Raw genomic sequence first — 24,933 nt, 5'->3', positions numbered from 1 at the left:
CCGAGGCTCAGTCCTCCCAGGAATACTCGTTCGGGAAGCGGTGGACCTCCTGCGGCCAGTCGAGGCAGACCGCCACCTTGCCGGCCCAGTAGCGCGCGGCCTCGTCATCGGCCACGTCGATGACCGTGAAGCCGCCGATGTGCTCCTTGGTCTCGACGAAGGGACCGTCGCTGAAGACGGCCTCGCCGTTGTCGGCCTCGACGCTGAAGAGCGCGGTCGACGCGTCGATCCCGCCGTTGGCGTAGACGAAGACTCCGGCTGCCTTCATCTCGTCGAGCACGGCCTTCGAGGCGATGCTCTTCTCGCGCAGCTGGTCCGTCGTGTGCTCGGCCACCCACTCGTCGTTGAACGCGATCATGTACTCGGGCATTCGTTTCGTCTCCTCGTCTCCGGGGCGGTCCGGTGACCGCCTCTCACTCCTTCTACGAACGCTGCTGGGCCGATCCGACAGCCTCGTGCCAAAAATCTCCTCAGCTCCGTCCGAGCTGGTCCCTGCGCCGGGTCAGCAGCGCCACCTCGGCGGCGTTCTCGGCGAGCTCGATGGCCTTGTCGTACGCCGCCCGGGACTCGCCGCTGCGGCCGAGGCGGCGCAGCAGATCGGCCCGGGTGGCGTGGAAGGCGTGGTAGTCGTCCAGGCTGGGGCCCAGGTGCCGGTCGATCTCGGCGAGCGCGACCTCGGGACCGTCCAGCTCCGCGACGGCGATCGCTCGGTTGAGACGGACGATGGGTGAGCCGTCGACCCGGATCATCTGGTCGTAGAGCGCGACGATCTGGGACCAGTCGGTGTCGCGGGCGTCGCGCACCGAGGTGTGGACGGCGTTGATCGCGGCCAGGATCTGGTAGCGCCCGGGCCGCGGACCACCGTTCGCGACGACGCTGAGCCGCTCGCGCACCAGCGCGTGACCCTCGGCGATCAACGCGAGATCCCACGAGCCGCGGTCCTGCTCGTCGAGCCGGACCAGCTCGCCGGTCGCCGAGATCCGGGCCGCACGCCGCGCCTCGATCAGCAGCATCAGGGCCAGCAGGCCGGCGACCTCGCCGTCGTCGGGCAGCAGGGCACGGACCAGCCGGGTCAGCCGGATGGCCTCGCGAGTCAGGTCGCCGCGTACGGAGTTCTCGTGGTCACCGGAGGAGAGATAGCCCTCGTTGAAGACCAGGAAGAGGACCGCCAGGACACCCGAGACGCGCTCGGGGAGGTCGGCCGTCTCGGGGACCCGATAGGGAATGTGGGCGGCCTTGATCTTGGTCTTCGCGCGGGTGATCCGCTGGCCCATCGTGGTCTCCTGGACCAGGAAGGCCTTCGCGATCTCGGGCACGGTCAGACCAGCGACCATACGCAGCGTCAGCGCGATCCGGGCCTCGGGCGCGAGCGCGGGGTGGCAGCAGGTGAACAGCAGTCGGAGCCTGTCGTCCTCGATGGCGCCGAGAGGCTCGTGCGGGGTGTCATCGTGCATCGCGACGGCCTCCTTCTGCTTGTCGTCACGTTTGGACTCGCGGCGGATCCGGTCGATCGCGCGGCGGTTGGCGGTGGTGGTGAGCCAGGCGCCCGGGTTGGGGGGTACGCCGTCGAGCGGCCAGCGCTCGACCGCGACCGTGAACGCCTCGGCCGCGGCCTCCTCGGCGATGTCGAGATCGCCGAAGCGCTTGGCGAGGCTGGCGACCACCCGTGCCCACTCCCCCTGGTGGGCCCGGGTGATCGCCTCGTCGACCTCGATCAACGGCGGATCACGCCTCGGGGCCGGTCTGCATCGGGCGCACCTCGACCTTGCCGAGGCACGCCGCCGACGCCTCGGTGGCCAGCTTGAGAGCGACGTCGAGGTCGGGGACATCGATGATCCAGAAGCCCGCCATGTACTCCTTGGCTTCTGCGTAGGGGCCGTCGGTGATGACCGGCTTCTCGCCCTGGCCGTCGACGACGGTCGCCGTCTTGGCGGCATCGAGGCCGTCGGCGAAGACGAAGTAGCCCTCTTCCTGGAGCTTGTCGTTGAACTTCCCGGTCGCCTCGAACGACTTCAGCATCTCCTCCTCGGAGGCGTAGCCGTAGTTCTCCTTCTCGTAGTCCGAGTCGGGACCCCAGACGGACAGCAGGTACTTGGCCATGGTGCTCACTCCTTCGTGTCGGGCAGCCTCGGTGACGGCCTCTCACCCTTGCTACGAACATCTACATCGGTATCCGACACCTGACATCAGAATTTCTCCAGGTAAATTCATTCGCTTAGCATGAGTAACCATGTTGAAGGCCCCGCAGAAGTGAGCATCGCCGCAAAGCTCAGAGGTGCCGTCGCCGACACCCGCCCCCTCCAGGAGCCCCACTTCCGGCGCCTGTGGATCGCCGGGATCATCACGATGGTCGGCGCGCAGCTGACCGTCGTCGCGGTGCCGGCCCAGATCTACGCGGACACCGGCTCGTCGGCGTACGTCGGGCTCACCGGTGTCTTCGGACTGGTTCCGCTGATCGTCTTCGGCCTCTACGGCGGCGCGCTCGCGGACCACTTCGACCGGCGTACGATCCTGATGGTCTCGACCACCGGGCTGATCGGCACCAGCGCGCTCTTCTGGCTCCAGTCCGCGCTCGGCAACACCAACGTGTGGGCGCTGCTGTGTCTCTTCTCGGTGCAGCAGGCCTTCTTCGCGGTCAACCAGCCGACCCGGAACTCGCTGCTGCCGAAGATCCTGCCCGCGCACCTGCTCCCGGCCGCCAACTCGCTGAGCATGACGGTCTTCCAGGCGGGCGCGATCGCGGGCCCGCTGGTCGCCGGCGTGATGCTGCCTTTCACCGGGTTCACCTGGCTGTACGCCATCGACACCGTCACGCTCTTCGCGACCCTCTACGCGGTCGTGCTGCTGCCCCGGATCCCGGTCGAGGGTGCCGGGAGCAGGGTGCCCGGCCTCCGGTCGGTGTGGGACGGCTTCGCCTACCTGCGCCATCAGCCGGTGCTGCTGATGAGCTTCGTCGTCGACCTGATCGCCATGGTCTTCGCGATGCCGCGGGCGCTGTTCCCGCAGATCGCCCACGAGTCCTTCGGCGGTCCCTCGGAGGGCGGGATCGCGTTCGCGCTGCTCTTCGCGGCGATCCCGGCCGGCGCGGTGATCGGTGGGATCTTCTCCGGCTGGGTCTCGCGCATCGAGGCCCAGGGACGGGTGGTCATCTGGTGCATCGGCGTGTGGGCCCTCGGGATCACCCTGTTCGGGGTCACGGTCGCGTTCGCCGAGCACTTCACCGCCCTGATGCTGGGGCTCGGCGTGCTCTTCATGATGGTCGCCGGCGCCGCCGACGTCGCCTCGGCGGCCATCCGGATGTCGATCCTGCAGTCGGCGGCCGACGACAACGTACGCGGCCGGCTGCAAGGGGTCTTCACAGTCGTCGTCGCGGGTGGCCCGCGGGTGGCCGACGTCCTGCACGGGGGCGCGGCGGCCGTGGTGGGCACCGCGATCGCGACCACCGGAGGTGGCCTGCTGAACCTCCTCGGGATCGCGCTGTGTGCGCTACTCGTCCCGAGCTTCCTCGCGTACCGGGTCAACCGGAGCGCTCCCACCGAGGACGCTCTGCTCGCCGACGAAGGCTCGAAGTAGCCCGGCGAGCACCTCGGGCTGGTCGATCGGCACCAGCGTGGAGGAGTCCTTGACGATCTCCAGGCGCGCGTCGGGATAGTGCGCGGCCAGGCGCGGACCGTGCTCGGCGGGCATCATCGTGTCCTGGTCGGCCCAGACGACGAGCACCGGCTTGGTGAACTTCTGCTGACCCTCGGCCAGCTCGAGCAGCTCGTCGCGACCAGGCGCGCCGCCGGCGAACTTGACGAAGTCACGGCGGATCGCTCGGTCGGTCAGCGCCGGCGCGAACCAGCCGTGAACGAGGTCGTCGTAGAGGTGGTAGCTCTTGTCGACCGACATCCGGCCGTAGCCGGAGCTCATCTGCCGGAAGCTCTCCAGGCGGAGCAGCTGCAGCGCGGCGGTGAACAGCGGCGGCACCTTCGAGAGCACCGCCAGCGGCCTGGCCGCCTTGGGCGGGTAGTTGTCGAAGGCCTCGCAGGCGACCAGCGCCAGCCGCGCGATGCGGTCGGTGCGGTCGGCGTTGATGAGGAACTGACCGCCGCCCCAGTCGTTGAGGACCAGGGTGACGTCGTGCAGGTCGAGCGCGTCCAGGAAGTCGCCGAGGATGCTCGCCACACCCTGCTGGCTGAGGTCCGTGTCGGGATGCATCGGCTGCCGGTGACCACCCAGCGGCAGCGTCGGCCGGATCACCCGGAAGCCACCCAGGTAGGGCAGCGCACGGCGCCACAGCCGGCCGTCCATCGGGACTCCATGGAGGAGTACGAGGACAGGCCCGTCACCGCCGGTATCCTCGAAATCGATCGGACCGGCCGACAGCTCGACGCTGGGCATTCAGTGGGCTCCTCGAAGCAATGACGTGGGGTGCCCACACCTTGCCCCCCGGGGAACACCCGTGCAACGGGAATCGCCCAATTCCCCATGCATCTGGGTACTTCGCAGGCCTTAAGTCCCTGAGCCACTAGGGCCGTGTGATACGCCCCCGGGCTTCTGGTGGTGAAGGCCACCGGAAAGCGGGATCACGGCGCGCTCAGAGCCCGACCGGAAGCTCCTCGGCGGCGGCGAACGCCTCGATCCCCTTGGCCGGGCCCCGCTCGTCGATCATCTCGATGAGAGCGGAGAGATCGTCGCGGCGGTCCTGCGAGACCAGCCAGGCCATCAGGCGCTGGCCACGCGGGACGGTCGTCTCCTCGAAGGGGACGCCGGCGTCGTACCAGAACTCGTGGACGGCGTCGCGCAGCAGCGACCAGTAGCGGTCGGGGTCCTCCGTAGTGGGGTTGACCGCCGCGCGGAAGTGCTCCCACATGTCGATCGGGAGGATCTCGGTGCGCAGCGTCCGCATCAGCTTCCCCGAGCCCGAGGCAGCCACCAGCTCGACGGTCTGGCGTTTGGTGGTGATCCGCTCGATCAGGTTGGCGATCTGGGCACGCTTCTGGGTCGCGGAAGACAGGTCGGAGCGCACCCGCCAGTCGTAGACGACCTCGGTGAGCACGTCGAACGTCTTGGCGGCGAGGAAGGCCTGGGTCAGGGCCACCTGGTCCTGGTACCGGGTGCGCTCGGGGAAGGTGATCTCGTTGTCGGTCCAGAAGGTGCGCTGGAAGATCTTGTTCCACACGAACACGTCCGCGAGCATCAGCGGGGCGTCCTCGATCTGGCATCTCAGGCGTGTCCGGGTGTGGTTGCGGCGCATCAGCGGGGTGACGTACCTCCGCTCCTCGCCGTTCACGAGGGTGACCCGCTCGGCGGAGCCGACGACGAAGTCGGAGCCCGTACGCCGCAGCGTCTTCACCATCGAGCTCCAGGCGTCGCGGGGCAGGATGTCATCGGGATCGACGAAGGTGAGCAAGTCACCGGTGGTGGCCGCGATCCCGGCATGGCGGGCGATGGAGACACCTGAGTTGGGCTGGGTGATCAGCGTGACCCGAGGGTCCTTCGCGGCGATCTCCTTGACGATGTCGGCCGACCGGTCGGTCGAGCCGTCGTCGACGACGATCACCTCGATCGCACAGACCTCACGCAACGGCTGATGAAGGATGCTGTCGAGGCTCTCGGCGACATAGTCGGCCACGTTGTAGACCGGCACGACGACGCTGAGCAACCTCGGCTTCCTCCTTCTGAATCCCCCCACGCGCATCAACTCTAATTGGGTGCGCATCAACGCGACCTGGAGATGGTGAGCGTGTCGACCTCGGAGCCGTCGGTGGCGATGACTTCGAGGTCCAGCCTCGCCCGCCCGTGGGCGTCGCGCGGGTGCGCATCGAAGAACGCGACCGAGTGGGTCGCGTCGCCGACGGCGCGGTAGGTGGTCGGCTCGGGGATCTTCAGGCCGTTCTTGCCGGTGTAGTAGGAGAGCACCGGCAGGACGTCGGGGTAGGTCGATCCGCCACCGCCGCCGGCGGTGATGTAGATGGTCCCCTGGTGGGTGTCGACCGTCGAGCCGCGCGGCGCCTCCTGGACCGGCTTGCCGCCGCGCATCAGGTGGGTGCGCTCGTAGCAGTGGTTGTGGCCGTTGATCACGACATCGACCTGGTAGCGGTCGAAGAGCGCCTCCCAGCGGTCGCGGATGCCGCCGTCCGAGGCGTGCGCGACGTTGGTGCAGTAGGCGCACTGGTGGAAGCCGACCAGGATGAAGTCGATGTCGTCACGGGCCCGGAAGGCGGCCAGCCGCTGCTCGAGCCAGCCGTCCAGAGTCTCGCCGAGGTAGCCCGCGTTCCGCGTGTACTCGTACGTCGCGTCGTTGCCGTCCAGGGCGATGAAGGCGACGTTGCCGCGGACGAAGGAGTAGGTCTCCTCACCGCCACCGGCACCGTTGCCGGGGTGACGGAAGCGAGCGCGGTAGCCGTCGTAGCCGAGCTCGCCGTTGCCGTTCTCCATCTCGTGGTTGCCGACGACGGTCATCCACGGGATCGCGTTGGCGCTGGGCTGGATCTGGGTCAGGAACTCGTCCCAGACGCCGAAGTCCTGCTGCGCCTCTCGGCTCTTGCCCTGGCCGCCGGTGTCGGCGTAGGCGATGTCGCCGACGACGAACGCGAACTCCGCGCCCTGCTGACGGATCAGATTCACGTTGCGCGCCGCGTCCTCGGCCACGCCCATGTCGCCGAAGGCCGCGAAGCGGAAGCTCTCCTTGCCCTTCGGCGCGGTGGTGAACGAGCCCCTGTTCGGCGCACCGCCATCGTGGCTGAGGCGGTAGTAGTAGCGGGTTCCGGGCTTCAGGTCGCCGAGGTCGACGTGGTGGTAGACGCTGTCGACCCGGATCGAGGAGAGCGACTCGGGTCGCACGGTGAGGCCGTAGTCGGGCGTCACGCCCAGATCGAGCCGCGGCGCCTGCACCGACCCTGCGGTCGACCAGGAGACGTTCATCTGCCTCACCGGGTCGGCGCCGTAGGACAGATGTACGCCGGTGGCCGGTGCGGCCGACCTGGCGGCCTGCGTCCACAGCATCGGGCCGGCGACGACACCCGCACCACCGATCAGGCCGGCTCTGAGCACGGTGCGCCTGGACGGGCCGATTCTGGCGGGGCCGGAGTGGGGGCTGACGGTCACGGGAGGATCAACGCATAGGGAGACGAGACGTTAGGCCACGTCCGGTGTCTCCGGGGTGAACGAGTGGTGAGGAGTTAGACGCTTGCAGCATGGGATGCGGCCATTTGCGCCCCGAAGGCTGCGTTGTCGCGTACCAGAGCGATGTTGGTCGCCAGCGAGTCTCCACCGGTCAGCTCGACGATCCTGGCCAGCAGGAACGGCGTGATGTCCTTGCCGTGGATGCCGCGGGCGTCGGCGTCGGCGAGAGCCTGGTCGATGTGCTTCCCGATCACCTCGGCAGGGATCTCGTCGGCGGCCGGGACGGGGTTGGCGATCACCAGGCCGCTGGGGAGACCGAGGTCCCAGTTGGCCTTCATGACCGCGGCGGCCTCGTCGGCGCCGTCGATGCGCAGCGGCGCCGCGAACCCGGAGCTGCGGGAGTAGAACGCCGGGAACTCGTCGCTCCCGTTGACCAGGACCGGGACCCCGTAGGTCTCCAGGGTCTCCAGGGTCAGGCCGATGTCGAGGATCGACTTCACCCCGGCGCTCACCACCGCGACCTGGGTCCGCGCGAGCTCGGTCAGGTCGGCGGAGATGTCGAAGGACGTCGCTGCCCCGCGGTGTACGCCACCCAACCCTCCGGTCACGAACGTCCTGATCCCGACCATCGCCGCCAGGCGCATGGTGGCCGCGACCGTGGTGGCGCCGTGGCGGCCGCGGGCGACGACGTAGGGGAGGTCGCGGACGCTGACCTTGGTCACCTCGGGGTCGGAGGCGAGGAGCTCGAGGTCGTCGTGGTCGAGGCCGGCGCGAGGGATGCCGTCGAGCAGCGCGATCGTGGCCGGGACGGCGCCGTTGTCGCGCACGATCTGCTCGACCTCGGTGGCCATCTTGACGTTGTCGGGATAGGGCATGCCGTGGCTGATGATCGTCGACTCCAGCGCGACCACCGGACGGCCCTCGGCAAGCGCCGTGGCGACCTCCTCGGTGAGCCTCACCTTCACGCGAGCTCCCGGACGAGGCTCTCGCTGAGGTCCATCCGCACCGTGTCGTGGGTGCCGCAGGTCAGCGCGGCCGCGGCGTGGCCGAAGCGCGCCGCCTCGACCAGGTCGACGTCGCGGAGCAGCTCGTGGGTGAACGCCGCCAGCATCGCGTCGCCCGCGCCGGTCACGTCGACGACCTCGGTCGGTACGGCGGGAAGATCCTCGTAGACGTCGTCGTAGCTGATCACCGAGCCACGGGAGCCCAGACGCACCCAGACGACGCCGACACCACGGTCGTGCAGCGAATGCACGGCCTTCTCGATCTCCGCGTCGGTGCCGGCGGGCAGGTCGGTCAGCGCGGCCAGCTCAGCCCGGTTGGGCGTGACGAGATAGAGCTCGCGATCGGCCCGGATCAGGTCACGGGCCCGCCTCGCCTTCGGCACCGAGACCGGGTCGAACCCGACGGGCACGTCGAACTCGCGGGCGAGATCGATCGCCACGTCGGCCGTGCGGACCGGGATGTTGCCCTCGACGAGCACACCGAGAGCGTTCTTGATCAGGTCGCGGGCCGCCTCCACGACCAGCGGGGAGAACTCGTCGGTCGCGGCCATGTCGGCCACCGCGACCACCAGCTCACCGGAGGAGTCGAGCACGGCGTTGTAGGTGCCGGTGCGTACGTCTGCTCGGCGTCGGACGTAGGTGCAGTCGACGCCGACGTCCTCGGTGTAGCTGATCACCTCGTCGCCGATCGGGTCGTCTCCGACGACCGACACCAGCGCTACCGAGTCACCCAGCCGGGCGAGGTTCTCCGCGACGTTGCGGCCGACGCCGCCGGGCGAGAGGCCGGCGGACCCGGACATGCTCGAACCCATCACCACCTGCTCGTGCGCCCGAGCGTGGAGATCCATGTTGGAGCCGCCGATCACGACGATGTCTGGCGGAGATTGCGGGTTCATCACCTGCATCGTAAGTGGGGTTCACAGATAGCGCCCCCTCATAAAGTATGAACTTGGTGCGTACCGCCCGGCTTTCAGCCGAGGAGCTCGCGGCCGATCTCTTCGACCGAGCGGCAGCCGACGAGGCCGAGGGAGAGGTCGAGCTCGGCGATCATGTGTTCCAGGACGGCCTGGACGCCGGCGGCCCCGGCGAGGGCGAGGCCGTAGACGTAGGGGCGGCCGAGGAGGACCGCGTCGGCGCCGAGGGCGAGGGCCTTGAGGATGTCGGCGCCGGAGCGGATGCCGGAGTCGAACAGGACCGGGATGCGGCCGTCGACCTCGTCGACGATGCTCGGCAGGGCGTCGATGGAGGCGATGGCGCCGTCGACCTGACGGCCGCCGTGGTTGGAGACGATGATCCCGTCGACGCCGTGATCGAGCGCGCGCCGGGCGTCCTCGGGCGCCTGGAGCCCCTTCAGCACGATCGGCAGATCCGTCATCTCCCGCAGCCGGTCGAGGTCGTCCCAGATCAGGTCGGAGCGGGAGAAGACGTCGAGGAAGGTCTCGACCGCGGCGCGGGCGTGGCCGGAGCGGAGGTTGTCGACGAGCTTGCCGGGGTGGTGCTGTGCCATCGAGGCGACCGCGGCGAGGGCCGAGGGGATCTCCCGGAGTCCGGGTCGCACGCTCGTCCCGCTGCCACCGGAGAGGCGCTCCTCGACGAGGGCACGGAAGGCCGGGTCGGAGGTGTACTGCGCGATCCCCAGACCCCGCGCGAACGGCAGGTAGCCCAGATCGAGATCACGCGTACGCCACCCGAGCATGTGCGTGTCGAGCGTGACGACCAGTGCGTCGGAGCCGATGGCCTCGGCGCGGCGTACGAAGGACTCGACGATCGACTCGTCCTTCGACCAGTAGAGCTGGTAGAGCCGCGGGGTGTCGCCCAGGTCCTCGGCGACCTCCTCCATCGGGACGGAGGCCTGAGTCGAGATCACCATCGGGATGCCGGTCGCGCGGGCCGCGGCGGCGACCTCGTGCTCGGCGCGGGGGTGGGCGAGCTCGAGGACGCCGACCGGGCCGAGCATCAGCGGCGCCGGCATGTCCACGCCGTACAGCGTGGTGCGCAGGTCGCGGGTTTCCACGTTGGTCAGCATGCGCGGCACCAGCCGGAAGTGGTCGAAGGCGGCGGTGTTGGCGACGACGGTGCGCTGCTGGCCGGCGCCGCCGTCGACGTACGCCCAGGCCTCCTTGCTCATCGCGCGACGGGCCGCCTCGGCGAGCGCCGAGGGCTCGGTCGGCACCACCGGACGGTGGCCGAACAGGCCCTTGCGGAAGATCGCGGACTGCAGGTCTCTGCCGATGCTCACGCGGCGTAGGTTACTGGGTCCGGCCTGGAGATACGACGGGGAGTTCTGCGCCGAGGTGAGCCGCAAGCTGCGGCGGCAGCGCGGCGCCGGAGATCGCGGTGATCAGCCGGTGACACCGCTCCGTCATCTCGGCCGGGGTGACTCCCGGGTGGTCGAGCCACCAGGTGATCAGCGCATCGACCGCGTTCATCCAGACCGCGGTCAGCGCGGAGGCGTCGAGGGGGTCGTCATCACCGACGAGCCTCATCAGCTCGCCGACGCCCTCGACGGCGAGACGGGTTATCCGGTCGGTGTAGACGGCGCGGGCGGCGGCCACCTCGCCGTCGTCGGGCGCTGAGGGGTCGAAGAGGAGCCGCCACAACCACGGCTGGGGCTCGAGGGTCCGGAAGAGACCGTCGAGCGTGCGCAGACCGCGTTCGAGGCCGACCGAGTCGTCGGCGGCGACCCGCTCCATCTCGGCGGCGAGCGTCTCGGCGCCGTAGTTGAAGCTGGCCAGGAAGAGGCCCTCCTTGGAGCCGAAGTACTGGTAGACCAGCGGTTTCGAGATGCCGGCGTCGGCGGCGATCCCGGCGACCGACGCCTTGGCGAACCCCATGGTGCCGAAGACCTCGCAGGCGGCACGCAGGATCTGCAGCTCGCGGTCGGCGCGTGGGACGCCCTTGGTTCCAGCGTTGACCCGTGACATGCCCAAGAGTCTAGCGGCGGCATATGACCTTGAGGTAACTTACTCAAAGGTCATATCCCCGGGAGGTCCCCATGAACGACATGCTCGACCCGTTGAAGAACCCTTTGACGTACGCGATCCCGTTCTTCGTGATCTCGATCCTCATCGAGCTCGCGGCGCTGAAGTGGCTCGACCACGACGACAACCTGACCGGCTACGTCTTCAAGGACGCGCGCACCTCGGTCCTGATGGGCCTCGGGTCGATCGTGTCGATGACCGTGTTCAAGGTGCTGACCTTCGCGGTCTACGCGGCGATCTTCGCCTACGCCTCGCTGTGGCAGATCCCGGAGACGTGGTGGGGCCTGGCCATCTCGGTCGTGGTCGTCGACCTCGCCTACTACTGGAACCATCGCTTCGTGCACCGCACGAGAGTCGGCTGGGCGGCCCATCAGGCGCACCACTCGAGCGAGTACATGACGTTCGCGACCGCGCTGCGGCAGAAGTGGAACCCGTGGTTCGAGTTCTTCTTCTTCCTGCCGCTGCCGTTCCTCGGCATCTCCCCGGCGGCGATCTACATCGCCTTCTCGATCAACCTGATCTACCAGTTCTTCGTGCACACCGAGACGATCGGCAAGCTCTGGCGGCCGCTGGAGCTCGTGCTCAACACGCCGTCGCACCACCGCGTCCACCACGGCTCCGACCCGGAATACCTGGACAAGAACTACGCCGGCATCCTGATCGTCTGGGACCGCCTCTTCGGCACGTTCCAGCAGGAACGCCAGCGCCCGACGTACGGCCTGACCTACAAGGTCGACACCTACAACCTTCTCCGGCTGGAGTACGGCGCCTTCCGTGAGCTCTGGAACGACGTACGCAGCGCCGACGGCTGGCGGCTCAGGCTGAGCTACGTCTTCCGGCCGCCGGGGTGGGCGCCGGAGGGCGACGGTTCGTCTAGGTATGCAGGCCAGTCGTCACATCCCTAGCGGAGATCCGCTAGGGATGTGAGGGTTCGGCTGCATACCTAGACGAACATCCAGCCCGTCAGGCCGAGCGGCGTCGCCCCAGAATCATCACGATGATCAGACCGAGGAGGCCGACGACGACGAGTACGACGCCCGGGGCGGCGACCTCGACGAGCTTCTGACCCTCGGGCGACGAGGGCTCGCTGAAGCTCACCTGCTGAGGCTCGGGCGCGATCACCTCGGGGAACTCCTTGGCGATCTCGGCCTGGAGCTTGTCGGTGTACTCCTCGACGCGCGGCGCGCTGCCGGCAGCGAGGATCGTGTCGCCCTTCTTCTGCGCGAAGAAGTAGTAGTCCTCGTTGGCCGTCAGCGACTTCTTCTGGCACACACCGGGGTTGAGCGCGACCTCGAGGTTGCTGCCGCCGGTGACACCCTTGAGCGCCTTGACGACAGTCACCGGGTAGACCACCGGACCACCATTCTTGGTGGCCTTTCCGGGGCCGGTCACCCGTGCGTGGAAGACCAACGGCTCCTTGACCGCGTCGGCGAGCTTGAACGCGGGGCACTTCGCGGGAGCCGTGACAGGTGCCGCCGAGGCGGGGGCTGGGCTCGTCATGACCACCGCTGCCACCGCGAGAGCGAGGGCAGCGAGGAACTGGGGGACGCGGCGCATGGCGAAGATCAAACCAGTCACAGGCCGAAGACTCCAGCCAGGACCCGCGCGACACCGTCATCTTGATGCCCGGGCGCCAGGTGCGACGCGCACGCGACCACGCTCGGGTGGGCGTCTGCCATGGCGTAGGAGGTGCCGGCCCAGGTCAGCATCGGCAGGTCGTTGGGCATGTCGCCGAAGGCGATCACATCCGCGGCGGAGATGCCGAGCTCGGTGCAGACCAGCTCCAGCGTGGAGGCCTTGGTGACCCCTGGAGCGCTGATCTCGAGCAGCGGGAACGACGAGTGGGTGACGTTGACCCGATCACCGACGACGGCCTCCGCGGCCGCGAGCAGCTCGTCGGCGTCATCGTCGGCATGGCGACGGGCGAGCAGCTTGATCAGCGGCTCGTCGGCGAGCTCCTCGATCGGCGCGCTGCGCCTGGCCGGGCGCCTGGCGTCCGACACGTGCGCCGTGAACGCCGGCTCGCAGGACCATCCTTCGAGCGACTCCGTCGCGAAGGTCAGGCCGGGAAGCCTCGACTTCAGCGCCGCCGCCACCTCGGCGGTCAAGGTGGGCTCGATCAGCCGGGTCAGACGGGGCTGATCGGCGGCGACGTCCCAGACCAGGGCCCCGTTGGAGACGATCGCCAGCCCGACGCTGCCGATGTGCTCGAAGAGCTCGCGGGTCCAGCGCAGCGGCCGCCCGGTCACGAAGATGACCGGCACGCCGAGCTCCTCGAGCCTGACGAGCACGCCGCGGGTGAAGTCCGAGACCGAACCGTCCGCTCTGACCAGGGTGCCGTCGAGGTCGGTGGCGACGAGCTTCGGCGTCCTCATTCTTCCATTCTGCCACCGGGCACCGGCCTGGCCATCACCAGATGCCCGTCCTCGTCGGCGCCACGCAGCTGGGTGAACCCGCACTTGGCGAGCACTCGGAGGCTGGCCGAGTTGGTCGGCTCGACAGAGGCCCGGATGCGTACGCCCTCTTCGTCCGCGCACACCAGCAGACCCTTGAGCGCCTCGGTCGCGAATCCCCACCCGCGTGCCTCTTCGATCAGGCCGTAGCCGACCTCGGTCTCCGGGGTGCCGTCAGGGGCGGTGTCGGGCGGCCCGAAGAAGCCGATCGAGCCGAGCACGGTGCCGTTGCGCATGATGTAGCGGGAGCTCCACCGGTCGCCCTGGACCCACATCGTCGCCGCGTCGCGGTCGTCCTCGCGCGGGAACTGTGGGTGCCAGCTCTGCGGCCGCCCGATCCCGCCGTCGGGATCACGGATCGCGTCGACGTCGGCGCGGGACCACAACGGCAGTGTCAGCCGCTCGGTGATGATGGTGGTGGGAAGAGTCACGAGCGCCAAGACTCTCAGAACAGCACTCTCAGAACCAGCGGGAGAGTTCCAGCGCCGCGCCGTCGTCGGCGACGTGGGCGGTCACGGCGTCAGCGATCGCCTGGACCTCGTCGGGGGCGTTGCCCATGGCGACACCGCGGCCGGCCCACTCGAGCATCTCGACGTCGTTGCGGCCGTCACCGATGGCCAGTACGTCGCCGGGCTCGAGGTCGAGCTGGTCGCAGACGTAGGAGAGGCCGGACGCCTTGGAGACGCCGACCGGGGTGAGGTCGAGCCAGGCGGTGTAGCCGACCACGTAGTCGATGCCGTGCAGTCCGAGCTCACGACCGAGCGCGAGGAAGTCCTCCGGGGTCGCGTCGGGGTCGCGGATGATGACCCGGGAGACCGGCTCGGCCACCATCTCCTCGACGGGGGTGATGGTCCGGTCACCGCCCAGCTCGCCCTCCGGGAAGGGACGGTTCATCCGGTAACCGACGCCGCGGTTCTCGACCGCGACGAGCACGTTCGGCCGGCGCTCGAGGATCGCCTGGACGGCAGCCCGCGCGTCGAAGGTCTCCTCGTGCACGACCTCGGCCGGTGGGTAGCGCGAGACGACCGCGCCGTTGGCGGCGACGATCCACAGCCGGTCGGCACCGGCGTCGGGGATGCCGATGAGGTCGGCGATGCCGGTCATCGCGTGGATCGAACGACCTGACGAGAGGACCACCTGGGCACCCATGTCATAGGCCCGGCGAACCGCGTCGCGCACCTTGTCCGAGAGCGCCTCGGAGGTGGTCCCGGTGCCGTCGACCCAGCGCAGCAGGGTGCCGTCGATGTCGAGCGCGACGAGCCTCGGCTGCCAGGCGCCCTCACCGGGACGTGCGGTGGTGCTGTCGGTCGTGCTCACTTCTGGATCGGCTCCAGCACCTCGCGGCCGAGCCATTTCTGCAGCGCCTTCGGCACCCGCACCGAGCCGTCGGCCTGCTGGTGGGTCTCCAGGACGGCGACGATGGCGCGGGTGATCGCGGTCAGCGTGCCGTTGAGGGTGGCGACCGGCGTGGTGCCTGCCCCAGAATCCGGCGCAGCGGTCCGCGCGCGGATGTTGAGCCTGCGCGCTTGGAAGGTGGTGCAGTTGGAGGCCGAGGTGAGCTCGCGGTACTTCCCCTGGGTGGGAATCCACGCCTCGCAGTCGAACTTTCTGAGCGCCGAAGGACCGAGGTCGCCCGCGGCGACGTCGATGACCTGGTAGGCGAGCTCGAGCTTGTCCAGGAACGACTTCTCCCACTCGAGGAGACGCTGGTGCTCGGCGTACGACTCCTCGACGGTGGTGTAGACGAACATCTCCACCTTCTCGAACTGGTGGACCCGGATGATGCCCTTGGTGTCCTTGCCCGCCGAGCCGGCCTCCTTGCGGAAGCAGGACGAGAAGGCGGCGTAGCGGCGCGGCAGCGTGTCGGGGTCGAGGATCTCGTCGGAGTGGTAGGCCGCCATCGGCACCTCCGAGGTGCCGACGAGGTAGAGGTCGTCGTCCTCGATCTTGTAGACGCCGTCGTCGACCTGGTCGAGGAAGCCGGTGCCCTCCATCGCCTCCGGGCGCACCAGCGCGGGCGCGATGACCTGGGTGAAGCCGGCCTCACGGGCCTGCTCCATCGCGAGGTTGATCAGCGCGAACTCGAGTTCCGCGCCGACCCCGGTCAGGAAGTAGAAGCGGCTGCCCGAGACCTTCGCGCCGCGCTCGAGGTCGATCGCGCCGAGCAGTTTGCCGAGCTCGACGTGGTCACGCGGCTCGAAGCCCTCGGCCTCGAAGTCACGCGGCTTGCCGACCTTCTCGATCAGCACGAAGTCGTCCTCGCCGCCGGCCGGGGCGTCGTCGGCGAGGTTGGGGATGGCCTTGAGAGCCTTCTTCCACTCCTCCTCGGCAACGCCCTGCGCCGCCTCGGCCGCCTTGACCGCGGCCGCGAGGTCCTTCACCTCGGCGAGCAGCTGCTGCTTCTCCTCGCCCTTGGCCTGGGCGACCTTCTTGCCCATCTGTTTCTGCTCGGCCCGCTTGGCCTCGAAGTCAGCGATCGCCGCGCGCCGGGCGCTGTCCGCGGACAGCGCCCGGTCCACCACGTCGGAGGACGCGCCACGGCGCTCCTGCGAGGCACGTACGCGGTCGGGGTCTTCGCGGAGGATGCGCGGGTCGATCATGCGGCAAGGCTAGTCGACCGGGCCACCAGATCTCACTTCAGTAATCGGCCGGTCACCAGTAGACCGGGCGGGTCTTGCCGCACGGGCGCAGCCAGGAGCGGTAGACCTTCACGTCGGTGAAGTTGTAGCCGTAGCTGTCGTTGGTGAAGAAGTTGGCCTTCGTATAGGTGACGTACGTGGCCGTCGTGTTGTAGGTCTTCGGGAAGCCCGAGGGGTTCGACGCGGTCGAGCGGGACTTCTTGCTGGCGATCGTGCCCCGGACCAGTCCGCTGGCGCTGGTGGCGTAGAGGTAGGCCTGCTTCCACGACGTGCTGCGCTTGTTGGTCACCGTGTAGCGGATCGACGACCCGCCGCGGACGATGAGGCAGGCGTACCAGTTGGCGTTGCTCCCCGAGGTGATGAGCGTGCCGGCGGCCGGCATGCCCGCCTTGATCTTCGACCAGGTACGCGATCCGACGATGCCGTCGGCCGAGAGCCCCTTCGCGCGCTGGTAGTTCTTCACCCGGGCGGTGGTCGACGACCCGAACGAACCGTCCGGCTTGAGCCCACCGAGCACCTTCTGCAGCAGCTTCACGCAGCTGCCGGTGTTGCCGGGACGTACGGTCTTCGGGCTGCTGATCGTGCAGCTGACCGCCGCCTCCGCAGGCGCCGTGCCCGCGTCCACGGCCACCAGGCCGCCCGTCGCCACGGCCACTGCCGCGACCATGCCACCAATGCGCAACCGCATCGCTGTCTTCACTGTAGGGGTCCCTCTCGATTCATCTGCTCAGAACTCGAAAGGGGCAGTCTCCCGGAGCAGTGATGCCGCCGGAACCCGTACCTCTCCCGTACCCGTGCGGCTACGGGATGCGGACGCGCCGCTCGACGGACGAGCTGCTGTCGCTGCCGGTGCCACCGTCGCCGTAGTCGCGTCCGTAGCCGCCGACGAGCCGGTCGTTGCCGGAGTGCCCGTAGAGGGAGTCGTTGCCCGAACCGCCCTCGATCCGGTCCGCACCACCGAGTCCGACCAGCTTGTTGGCCCCGCCGTTGCCCCGCAGGACGTCTGCGTAGTTCGTGCCGGTCAGCCGCTCGAAGGTCAGCAGGCGATCCGCTCCCGCGCCGGTCGACTGGGTTGCGGTGGTGTTGAGCGCGACCTTCACCCCGTTGCGTACGTTCGAGTACGCGACGGTGTCGGTGCCCGAGCCACCCTCCGCGCGGTCGTTGCCGAGGCCGGGGAAGATCGTGTCGCTGCCGCCTCCACCGAGAAGTACGTTGGCGCCCCCGTCTCCGACGAGACGATCGGCGTACGGGCTGCCCGTCAGGTTCTCCATCCCCGTGAGGGTGTCGCTGCCGCCACCCCCGGTCGCGCGGGACATGGTCGCGGTGACGGGATTGTCGGCAGTGAAGTACGAGGCCGTGTCGACGCCGGTGCCGCCGTTCAGCGAGTCGTCGCCGGCGTTGCCCGCCAGCAGATCGTCGCCGCTGTCGCCGCGCAGGGAGTCGGTGTTGCTTCCGCCCTCCAAGGTGTCGTTGCCGCTGCCACCCTCGACCACGTCGTTGCCTGCGTCGCCCTTCAGCCGGTCGTTTCCGCCTCCGCCGAGGACTCGGTCGTTGCCGGCCTCACCGGCGACGGTGTCCGCGCCCTCCCCGGCGCTCACGGTGTCGTTGCCAGGGCCGGCCTTGATCGTGTCGTTCCCGTCCCCGCCATCGATGCTGTCGGCGGATCCGACGGTGGGGCTGTAGTAGTCCTCGTCGCCGTAGATCTCGTCCACGCCTGCCTTGCCGAGGATCGAGTCCGTGCCCGCGCCGCCGGTCAGGTAGTCACGCCCAGCGCCACCCTCGATGTGGTCGCTGCCGGAACCGCCGTTGATGCGGTTGCTTTCCGCGGCACCGTAGATCTTGTCGTCGCCGGCTCCACCCTCTGCGCTGAGCGAACCCACGCCACCATAGATGACGTCGTTGTCGTTGCCGCCGGAAACGTCGGCGCCAAACGGTCCGACTCGAATCGTGTCGTTGCCATCTTGGCCGTACGCACTCTGAGCCCAGGTCTCCGAGTCACCGAGGTGAATGGTGTCGTCACCCAACCCGCCCCTGATGACGGCGCCCGCTTCGACAGCAGTCAAGGTGTCGGTGCCATCACCGCCGTCAATGGTGTCGTGGCCGAACCGCCCGCCCGTGATGTTGTCGTTGCCGGCATCGCCGTAGAACGCGTCGGAGTCGTCTCCGCCATACGGGTTCGGGGTGATCGTGTCATCGCCTTCATCGCCACGAAGCACGTCATCACCGCCGCCATCACTCAGGATGTCGTTGCCGTCGCCACCGCTGACAGCGTCATTGTCCGCACCAGCTTCGATCGTGTCGGCACCTGCGCCGCCGAGGAGCTCGTCGTTTCCGCCCCAACCCCGGACTCTGTCATCACCCGCGCCCGCATCAACCTGGTCGACGTCGCGCCCACCGTCGATCGTGTCGTTGCCGCCACCAGCGACGACACGGTTGGCGCCGTTGCCGACATCGAAGGTGTTGTCGCCGCTCGTGCCGGTGATCACGTCGGCGAAGTCCGTCGCCTCCACCGCTTCGAACCCCGCGAAGGTGGCGTCCCAATCGGTGCCACCTGACGCCATGTCGAGGTTGATGCCCATCCTGGAGCCGGAGAGGCTGAGGGTGTCGATTGCGTCGTCAGCCGAACCGGCGTCGATGACGTCACCGCCCGCACCAATCGCCCTTACATGGATGACGTCAGCCCCGTTCCCGCCCTGAATGACGTCCGCGCCGAGCCCGTTGCTGCTCGAGGATGCAAGGTCGTCGCCGTCTCCCAGGTAGATCTGGTCGTCACCGGCTTCATTGTGAACAGTGTCGTCACCGGCGCCGGCATGGACTACGTCATTCCCAGCGCCGCCGCGCGCGATGTCATCACCGTCGCCGCCCCAGAAGGCGTCGTTGCCGTCGCCGCCCTCGAACCAGCCCGCACCAGACTCCACGTAGTGAACGTCGTCGCCCGCGCCGCCATTGGCAGCGAACTGCTGCCTCGTGGAGCGGATGACGTCATTCCCCGGTCCCGCGTCGATGGAGCCACTCTCACCGACGATCGTGTCGTTCCCGTCTCCCGCCTCGACCCGGTTCCCAAAGACGGGGTACACGACATCATCGCCTCCGCCCGCCGCAATCGTGGCAGTGCCCGACCCCGCGACGCAGATGATGTCGTTACCGCCGAGCGCATCGACCGAGTGATCGTCCGGCACCCAGATCACGTCGTCGCCCTCGGTCGTGACCTGGCCCTCGACCGCGAGGTCGACGGTGACGCGCTTGCCACCACACTCACCATCGGCCGCGGCGGCGGAGCCGGCGAGGAGGCCACCGACGCCGAGGGCGACGGCAGGGACGGACAAGAGCCCGAGGAGGGCGTACGAGGAGACGCGCGAGCGCATGAGAGACCTCACAACGACGAGGGACCGAGGGATGCCGGCGCCGACCCGAATCATGCGCGGAGAGGGAACGATAGCGCTTTCCGTCATGCCCCGCGCGCGGTTTTGGACGGCCCGTTCATTCACTGTGTGGATCACGTTTCGCGCATACTGACTCATCGTGCTTGATCTCTCGCGCCGTGCCCTGCTGCTCTGGGCGGCCTCGCTGTTCGCTCTGTGCGCCCTGATCGGGATCGCGGGGATCAGCGGGTGGCCGCCGGTCTCGACGATCGACGAGCTAGGCCGGGACGCGACAGCGCTGACGGCGGAGCACGGCTGGATGCTCGACTTCTGGCACATCGTCGAGGTGGGCACGGACTGGTATCTCCCCGTCGGTGTCGCCCTCCTCGTCGCCGCGGGACTGTTCCGGAAGTATCCCCGCGCCGCGCTCTACGTGCTCGGCGTCGTGGTGATCACCCTGGTGGTACGCCGCGGGGTGGTGCTGCTCGTCGACCGGGACCGGCCCGCGTGGCAGCTGACGTCGTGGCTGCACGAGTCACCGTCGTACCCGTCCGGTCATGCGACCGGGATCGCGGTGCTGGCGGGTGTGATCGCGGTGGTCGTGACGATGTTCGTACGCCGCCGCGGCATCCGTCGACTGGCCTACACCGGCCTCATCCTGCTGGTCGTGCTCGTCGTCGCCGACCGGGTCTTCCTCGGCCGGCACTACCCCTCCGACGTGCTCGGCGGGGTCCTCTTCGCCGCCGGGGCCGTGTTCCTCGGCATGGCGATCTACACGCCGCTGCCGACCTCGCACGCACTGGGGCGACGGCCGTTGGTCGACTCGGTGCGCGGCAACCGGAGGATCGCGGTCGTCCTCAACCCGATCAAGGTCGAGTCGGTCGAGCAATTCAAGACGATGGTCACCACGATGGCCAAGGAGTCCGGCTGGAAGACGCCGACCTGGCACCTGACCACGGTCGACGACCCCGGCAAGGGGATGGCGCAAGCCGCTCAGGCGGAGGGCGCCGACCTGGTCCTCGTCTGCGGCGGCGACGGCACCGTACGCGAGGTCTGCTCCGCCCTCGCCGGCACCGGCATCGCGGTGGGGATCGTCCCCGGCGGCACCGGCAACCTGCTCGCCCGCAACCTGTCGATCCCGCTCTACATCCGCGCCGCGATCGACGTCGCGCTCACCGGGCAGGACCAGGCCATCGACCTGGTCGAGGTCTCGGGCGACAACCTCGAGGACACCAACTTCCTGGTGATGGCCGGGATGGGCTTCGACGCCGCGATCATGAGCGGCGTCAACGAGGACATCAAGAAGCGGATCGGCTGGATGGCGTACGTCCTCTCCGCCTTCAAGAGCCTGATGTTCCCGGCGATGCGGCTGGAGATCTCCGTCGACGACGGCGAGTTCACCCGGCACCGGGCGCGCACGGTCGTGGTCGGCAACGTCGGCTACCTCCAGGCCAACATGCCGCTGCTGCCGGCGGCCGCGCTCGACGACGGCCTCATCGACGTGGTGCTGCTCTATCCGCAGCGGTTCTGGTCCTGGCTCCCGCTCGCGGTCCGGGTGCTGAGCAAGCGGCCGCGCACCGACAATCTGATCAACCGGATGACCGGCGCCAGCGTCGTGATCCGGACCAACCACGATCAGCCGCGTCAGCTCGACGGAGACACGATCTCCGAGGGCCGGGAGCTGCGGATGCAGTGCCTTCCCGGGCGTCTGCTCGTCCGCGTGCCACGCTGACGGCCCTGTCCCGATTCGGTCCCGAATCCCGCGACACGCGGTGGGGCCGAACGTCCCGGTAATCAGAGCCCAAAGTCCCGGTTTCCGCGTCCTTTCAGCGCGTTTGGCATCGATTCTCGTGTCGATCCAGGACGACTCGCCGATTCAGATGTCTTGTTGACGAGTAAATGTTCATAAGGTGTCTGACACGACTCGGCGTCAGCCGAGTCGGCGTCTTCGGCTGGGCTCAAGCCTGACTCCGGCGGATGACGTGGCATGACCCACACACTGGTCGGAAATCCCCCGCGACCAGTGGTCGACTCCCGGGCCGTCCCACCCGCAGCCCGGGTTGAAACCGGCACGCTCGGAACGGTTCCCCCGCCACGCCCGAGCGTGCCGGCGTCGTTTTTCGCCCCGCTCAGCCCTTGGGCTTCGCCTGCTGGACGGCCTCGGTCTCCTCGGGCGACATCAGCTGGGACGACTTCCAGCCGCTGATGCTCTTCGCGTACGACCTCGCCTCGGTGCGGCCGTGGATCGAGGTGAGCACGACCCCGTCGCCGTTGTCGTCGAGCAGCGCGAGGCACCAGCTCAGATGGCCGCCGGCGTCTCCGAAGGCGTCGAAGCGCACCACCGCGAGGTGGCGCAGATCCATCGCCGACTCGGCGCGCAGGGCCGCGACCTCGGCGCGCAGACCGGCGACGTCGGTCGGCAGCGACTCGACGGCGGCAGGGTCGGGGCGGCGTACGTCCTTCGTCTTCTGCCAGGCCGCTCCGGCGAGGACCAGAGCGGCGATTGCTGTCAGCAGACTGAGAATGGCAAGAGCGAGCACAACGGGCGAATCTAGACTGTCGATGTGTCCGAGCCACATCGCATCGCCTATCAGGGCGAACCAGGGTCCAACTCACACATGGTCTGCCAACGGCACTACCCCGAGCTGGAGTCGGTGCCGTGCGCCTCGTTCGAGGACGTCTTTGCGGCCGTCGAGGCGGGTGAGGCGTCGCTGGCGATGATCCCGATCGACAACTCCCTGGCCGGACGGGTGGCCGACATCCACCACTTCCTGCCCGAGTCCAACCTGCACATCATCGCCGAGCACTACCTGCGGATCCGGTTCCACCTGCTCGGCCTTCCGGGCGCCCATCTCGACGACATCCGTACGGTCCACTCCCACGTCCACGCGCTGGGCCAGTGCCGCAACATCATCCGGGAGCACGGGTTCACGCCGGTCGTCTCCGGCGACACCGCCGGTGCCGCGCGCGAGGTGGTCGAGGCCGGCGACCCGACGATGGCCGCGATCTCCCCGCCGCTGGCCGCCTCGATCTACGGGCTGGACGTCCTCGCCACCGACATCGAGGACGCCGACCACAACACCACCCGCTTCGTCGTGCTCTCACCCGACTTCATCCAGGCGCCCGCCGATCAGGGGCCGGTGGTGACCTCGTTCATCTTCAACGTACGCAACCTCCCGGCGGCCCTCTACAAGGCGCTCGGCGGTTTCGCGACCAACGGCGTCAACATGACCAAGCTGGAGTCCTACATGGTGGATGGTAAGTTCACCGCCACCCAGTTCCTCGCCGAGGTCGACGGTCACCCGGACCAGCCGGGGCTGAAGCGGGCCCTGGAGGAGCTGGCCTTCTTCACCACCGACGTGAAGCTGCTGGGGGTCTACCCCGCCGACCCGGCCCGGCTCTGAGCGAATGCCGGACGACGAGCCGACCGCCGACCTCGGGTTCGCCCGCGTCGACCTCGACCGGGAGCGCCGCACGGGTGACCCCGAGGTCGTGTACGCCGACGGCAAGACCCCCGAGCAGGTCGTCGCGATCCTCCGCCGACTGCACGAGGCGCATCCCTCGCGCGCGGTCCTGGCCACCCGGGTCTCCGCCGAGGCGGCCGCCCGGGTCGCGGCCGAGCTGCCGAGCGCCGTCCACGATGCCGAGGCCCGCGCGATCACGCTCGGACCGCTGCCGACCCCGCACGGTCGGGTGTGCGTCGTCGCCGCCGGGACCTCCGACGGGCCGGTCGCGGCCGAGGCGGCGCTGGCATGTCGGGTCCACGGTGCCGGGGTCGAGCGGATCACCGATGTCGGTGTCGCCGGGATCCACCGCCTTCTGGCCGTACGCGAGCAGCTCGATGCCGCCGACTGCCTCATCGTCGTCGCCGGGATGGAGGGCGCGTTGCCCTCGGTCGTCGGCGGTCTGGTGGGGGTGCCGATGATCGGGGTGCCGACCTCCGTCGGCTACGGCGCGTCCTTCGGCGGGCTCGCCGCGCTGCTGGCGATGCTCAACTCGTGTGCTCCCGGCGTGACCGTCGTCAACATCGACAACGGCTACGGTGCCGGGGTCGCCGCCGCCCGGATCGCGCGGCGGGCTCGATGAGTGTCGTCTGGGTCGATGCGTCGGCCGGAGCGTCCGGGGACATGCTGCTCGGGGCGCTCGTCGGCGTCGGCGTCCCGATCTCAGTGATCGCCTCCGCGGTGGCTGCGGTCGCCCCCGAGCCGGTGGATCTCGCTGCTGAGCAGGTGACCCGGGGCGCCCTCGCCGCGACCCGGTGCCATGTGGAGATCGCCGACTCGGTCCATAACCGCACCTGGACCGACGTCCGCGCGCTGCTCACCGGCGCCGCGCTGGACGACGGCGTGCGCGACCTGGCACTGCGGGTCTTCGAGCGCCTTGCCGTCGCCGAGGGGACCGTCCACGGGATCTCTCCCGAGGAAGTCCACTTCCACGAGGTCGGGGCACTGGACGCGATCGCCGACGTCGTCGGGGTCTGCGCCGGCTTCGTGCACCTCGGCGCCGACGAGGTCGTGGTCTCTCCCGTCGCGGTCGGGTCAGGCTCTGTCCGGGCCGCTCACGGCACCCTCCCGGTGCCGCCGCCGGCCGTGGCGCGGCTGCTGACCGGCGTACCTTCCTTCGCGGGGCCTCCGGGACATCCGCCGATGGAGATGTGTACCCCGACCGGGGCCGCCCTGCTCACCACCCTCGCCACCTCGTGGGGCGACCAGCCGCCGATGATGACCCGCGCGGTCGGGGTCGGGGCCGGCGGTAGGGATCCCGAGGGCTGGTCGAACACGATCCGGCTGCTGGTCGGTGAGTCCGCTGCGACGCCCGGCGCAGCTGAGCTCGTCATCGAGGCGAACATCGACGACCTCGACCCGCGGCTGATCCCGGGGGCTCTCGACGCGCTGCTGGCGGCCGGCGCGCGCGACGCCTGGGTCACGCCGATCCTGATGAAGAAGGGCCGCCCGGCCCACACGCTCCACGCTCTCACCCGTCCCGATGCCGCCGACGCGGTCCGGCGGGTGTTCTTCCGGGAGACCTCGACGATCGGCGTACGCGAGCACGAGGTCCTCAAGCACGCCCTGCCCCGCGAGATGCTGACGGTCGCGGTCGGCGGCCATCCGATCGCCGTCAAGGCAGCCCGCCTCGACGGCGAGGTCGTCAACCTGCAGCCCGAGTGGGACGACGTCGCCCGCGCGGCCGCCGCCCTCGACCGCCCCGCCATCGACGTACTCACCGAAGCGAAAGCCACGGCCCTCACCCGCCCGCTGGTCGAGCCGGATTCGTGAGGTACGAACGAATCCGTGTCGAGACCAACACAGCCCCATCGAGCGCGACCGGGCCGTGGGGGGGTGGAGAACCCACCACCCACCGCGGGCCGCCGGGGGGCCACAAGG

24 protein-coding genes are annotated in these 24,933 nt (G+C 69.1%); 6 read left to right on the top strand and 18 right to left on the bottom strand.

What is annotated here, in order from left to right:
* Positions 1–7: 7 nt before the first annotated feature.
* The 3 genes from ABZ796_RS01640 to ABZ796_RS01630 form a co-directional block, all read right to left on the bottom strand.
* The gene (locus tag ABZ796_RS01640; RefSeq protein ID WP_357334059.1) at positions 8–370 is read right to left on the bottom strand and encodes a YciI family protein; all 363 of its coding nucleotides are present in this window, start codon (positions 368–370) and stop codon (positions 8–10) included.
* A 100-nt stretch (positions 371–470) separates the two neighbouring features.
* Positions 471–1,718, bottom strand: a complete 1,248-nt coding sequence (locus tag ABZ796_RS01635; protein WP_357334057.1) for an RNA polymerase sigma factor — start codon at positions 1,716–1,718, stop codon at positions 471–473.
* A 7-nt stretch (positions 1,719–1,725) separates the two neighbouring features.
* A complete protein-coding gene (locus tag ABZ796_RS01630; RefSeq protein WP_357334056.1) occupies positions 1,726–2,100 on the bottom strand; it encodes a YciI family protein in 375 nt (124 codons plus the stop codon).
* A 150-nt stretch (positions 2,101–2,250) separates the two neighbouring features.
* Here ABZ796_RS01630 and ABZ796_RS01625 point away from each other — a divergent pair, with 150 nt between their 5' ends.
* The gene (locus ABZ796_RS01625; RefSeq protein WP_357334054.1) at positions 2,251–3,573 is read left to right on the top strand and encodes an MFS transporter; all 1,323 of its coding nucleotides are present in this window, start codon (positions 2,251–2,253) and stop codon (positions 3,571–3,573) included.
* Here ABZ796_RS01625 and ABZ796_RS01620 read toward each other — a convergent pair.
* From ABZ796_RS01620 to ABZ796_RS01590, 7 genes are all read right to left on the bottom strand, one after another.
* The gene (locus ABZ796_RS01620; protein WP_357334052.1) at positions 3,487–4,383 is read right to left on the bottom strand and encodes an alpha/beta hydrolase; all 897 of its coding nucleotides are present in this window, start codon (positions 4,381–4,383) and stop codon (positions 3,487–3,489) included. The genes ABZ796_RS01625 and ABZ796_RS01620 overlap by 87 nt on opposite strands.
* A gap of 196 nt (positions 4,384–4,579) precedes the next feature.
* Positions 4,580–5,647 carry a glycosyltransferase family 2 protein gene (locus tag ABZ796_RS01615; protein WP_357334050.1) on the bottom strand — a complete coding sequence of 356 codons (1,068 nt, stop codon included), beginning with the start codon at positions 5,645–5,647 and terminating at the stop codon, positions 4,580–4,582.
* A 56-nt stretch (positions 5,648–5,703) separates the two neighbouring features.
* Positions 5,704–7,092 carry a metallophosphoesterase family protein gene (locus ABZ796_RS01610; RefSeq protein ID WP_357334049.1) on the bottom strand — a complete coding sequence of 463 codons (1,389 nt, stop codon included), beginning with the start codon at positions 7,090–7,092 and terminating at the stop codon, positions 5,704–5,706.
* 74 nt (positions 7,093–7,166) lie between these two features.
* Positions 7,167–8,075: a pseudouridine-5'-phosphate glycosidase gene (locus tag ABZ796_RS01605; RefSeq protein ID WP_357334047.1), complete on the bottom strand. Its 909-nt coding sequence runs from the start codon at positions 8,073–8,075 to the stop codon at positions 7,167–7,169.
* Positions 8,072–9,010: a carbohydrate kinase family protein gene (locus ABZ796_RS01600; RefSeq protein ID WP_357334045.1), complete on the bottom strand. Its 939-nt coding sequence runs from the start codon at positions 9,008–9,010 to the stop codon at positions 8,072–8,074. Before ABZ796_RS01600 ends, ABZ796_RS01605 begins: the two co-directional genes overlap by 4 nt.
* Before the next feature lie 74 nt (positions 9,011–9,084).
* On the bottom strand, positions 9,085–10,353 hold the full coding sequence (locus ABZ796_RS01595) for an alpha-hydroxy-acid oxidizing protein (protein WP_357334043.1): 1,269 nt from the start codon (positions 10,351–10,353) through the stop codon (positions 9,085–9,087).
* 10 nt (positions 10,354–10,363) lie between these two features.
* Entirely contained in the window at positions 10,364–11,038 is a 675-nt protein-coding gene (locus tag ABZ796_RS01590) for a TetR/AcrR family transcriptional regulator (protein WP_357334041.1), read from the bottom strand.
* A 71-nt stretch (positions 11,039–11,109) separates the two neighbouring features.
* On the opposite strand from ABZ796_RS01590, the gene ABZ796_RS01585 reads away from it, so the two are divergent.
* A complete protein-coding gene (locus ABZ796_RS01585; protein ID WP_357334039.1) occupies positions 11,110–12,000 on the top strand; it encodes a sterol desaturase family protein in 891 nt (296 codons plus the stop codon).
* 58 nt (positions 12,001–12,058) lie between these two features.
* Here the strand turns inward: ABZ796_RS01585 and ABZ796_RS01580 are convergent, their stop codons facing one another.
* From ABZ796_RS01580 to ABZ796_RS01550, 7 genes are all read right to left on the bottom strand, one after another.
* Positions 12,059–12,673, bottom strand: coding sequence for a hypothetical protein (locus tag ABZ796_RS01580; RefSeq protein ID WP_357334037.1), 615 nt, complete (start codon positions 12,671–12,673; stop codon positions 12,059–12,061).
* Positions 12,670–13,470: an HAD family hydrolase gene (locus ABZ796_RS01575; protein WP_357334036.1), complete on the bottom strand. Its 801-nt coding sequence runs from the start codon at positions 13,468–13,470 to the stop codon at positions 12,670–12,672. The genes ABZ796_RS01580 and ABZ796_RS01575 overlap by 4 nt, the downstream gene beginning before the upstream one ends.
* Entirely contained in the window at positions 13,467–13,979 is a 513-nt protein-coding gene (locus ABZ796_RS01570) for a GNAT family N-acetyltransferase (RefSeq protein WP_357334034.1), read from the bottom strand. Before ABZ796_RS01570 ends, ABZ796_RS01575 begins: the two co-directional genes overlap by 4 nt.
* Before the next feature lie 28 nt (positions 13,980–14,007).
* Positions 14,008–14,865, bottom strand: coding sequence for an HAD family hydrolase (locus ABZ796_RS01565; protein ID WP_357334032.1), 858 nt, complete (start codon positions 14,863–14,865; stop codon positions 14,008–14,010).
* On the bottom strand, positions 14,862–16,148 hold the full coding sequence (serS, locus tag ABZ796_RS01560; protein WP_357334030.1) for a serine--tRNA ligase: 1,287 nt from the start codon (positions 16,146–16,148) through the stop codon (positions 14,862–14,864). Before serS ends, ABZ796_RS01565 begins: the two co-directional genes overlap by 4 nt.
* A 52-nt stretch (positions 16,149–16,200) precedes the next feature.
* Positions 16,201–16,875 (bottom strand): peptidoglycan-binding domain-containing protein, encoded by a 675-nt coding sequence (locus ABZ796_RS01555; protein WP_357334028.1) that lies wholly within the window; start codon positions 16,873–16,875, stop codon positions 16,201–16,203.
* Between the two features lie 112 nt (positions 16,876–16,987).
* Positions 16,988–19,708, bottom strand: coding sequence for a hypothetical protein (locus ABZ796_RS01550; RefSeq protein ID WP_357334027.1), 2,721 nt, complete (start codon positions 19,706–19,708; stop codon positions 16,988–16,990).
* Position 19,709: 1 nt separating this feature from the next.
* Between ABZ796_RS01550 and ABZ796_RS01545 the strand changes: the two genes are divergently transcribed.
* Positions 19,710–21,281: a YegS/Rv2252/BmrU family lipid kinase gene (locus ABZ796_RS01545; RefSeq protein WP_357334024.1), complete on the top strand. Its 1,572-nt coding sequence runs from the start codon at positions 19,710–19,712 to the stop codon at positions 21,279–21,281.
* Between the two features lie 397 nt (positions 21,282–21,678).
* Here the strand turns inward: ABZ796_RS01545 and ABZ796_RS01540 are convergent, their stop codons facing one another.
* Positions 21,679–22,089 (bottom strand): DUF4446 family protein, encoded by a 411-nt coding sequence (locus ABZ796_RS01540; RefSeq protein ID WP_357334023.1) that lies wholly within the window; start codon positions 22,087–22,089, stop codon positions 21,679–21,681.
* Positions 22,090–22,113: 24 nt separating this feature from the next.
* Between ABZ796_RS01540 and ABZ796_RS01535 the strand changes: the two genes are divergently transcribed.
* The 3 genes from ABZ796_RS01535 to larC are packed head-to-tail and all read left to right on the top strand — an operon-like array spanning position 22,114 to position 24,825.
* Positions 22,114–22,953 (top strand): prephenate dehydratase, encoded by an 840-nt coding sequence (locus tag ABZ796_RS01535; protein ID WP_357334021.1) that lies wholly within the window; start codon positions 22,114–22,116, stop codon positions 22,951–22,953.
* 4 nt (positions 22,954–22,957) lie between these two features.
* Positions 22,958–23,635, top strand: coding sequence for a nickel pincer cofactor biosynthesis protein LarB (gene larB, locus ABZ796_RS01530; RefSeq protein WP_357334019.1), 678 nt, complete (start codon positions 22,958–22,960; stop codon positions 23,633–23,635).
* Positions 23,632–24,825, top strand: a complete 1,194-nt coding sequence (gene larC, locus ABZ796_RS01525) for a nickel pincer cofactor biosynthesis protein LarC (RefSeq protein WP_357334017.1) — start codon at positions 23,632–23,634, stop codon at positions 24,823–24,825. The genes larB and larC overlap by 4 nt, the downstream gene beginning before the upstream one ends.
* Positions 24,826–24,933: the final 108 nt, after the last annotated feature.

It is taken from the genome of Nocardioides sp. NPDC047086, from assembly GCF_040643685.1.
In the GTDB taxonomy this organism is placed as follows: Bacteria; Actinomycetota; Actinomycetes; order Propionibacteriales; family Nocardioidaceae; genus Nocardioides.
This window is presented reverse-complemented; position numbering and strand designations above follow the sequence as displayed.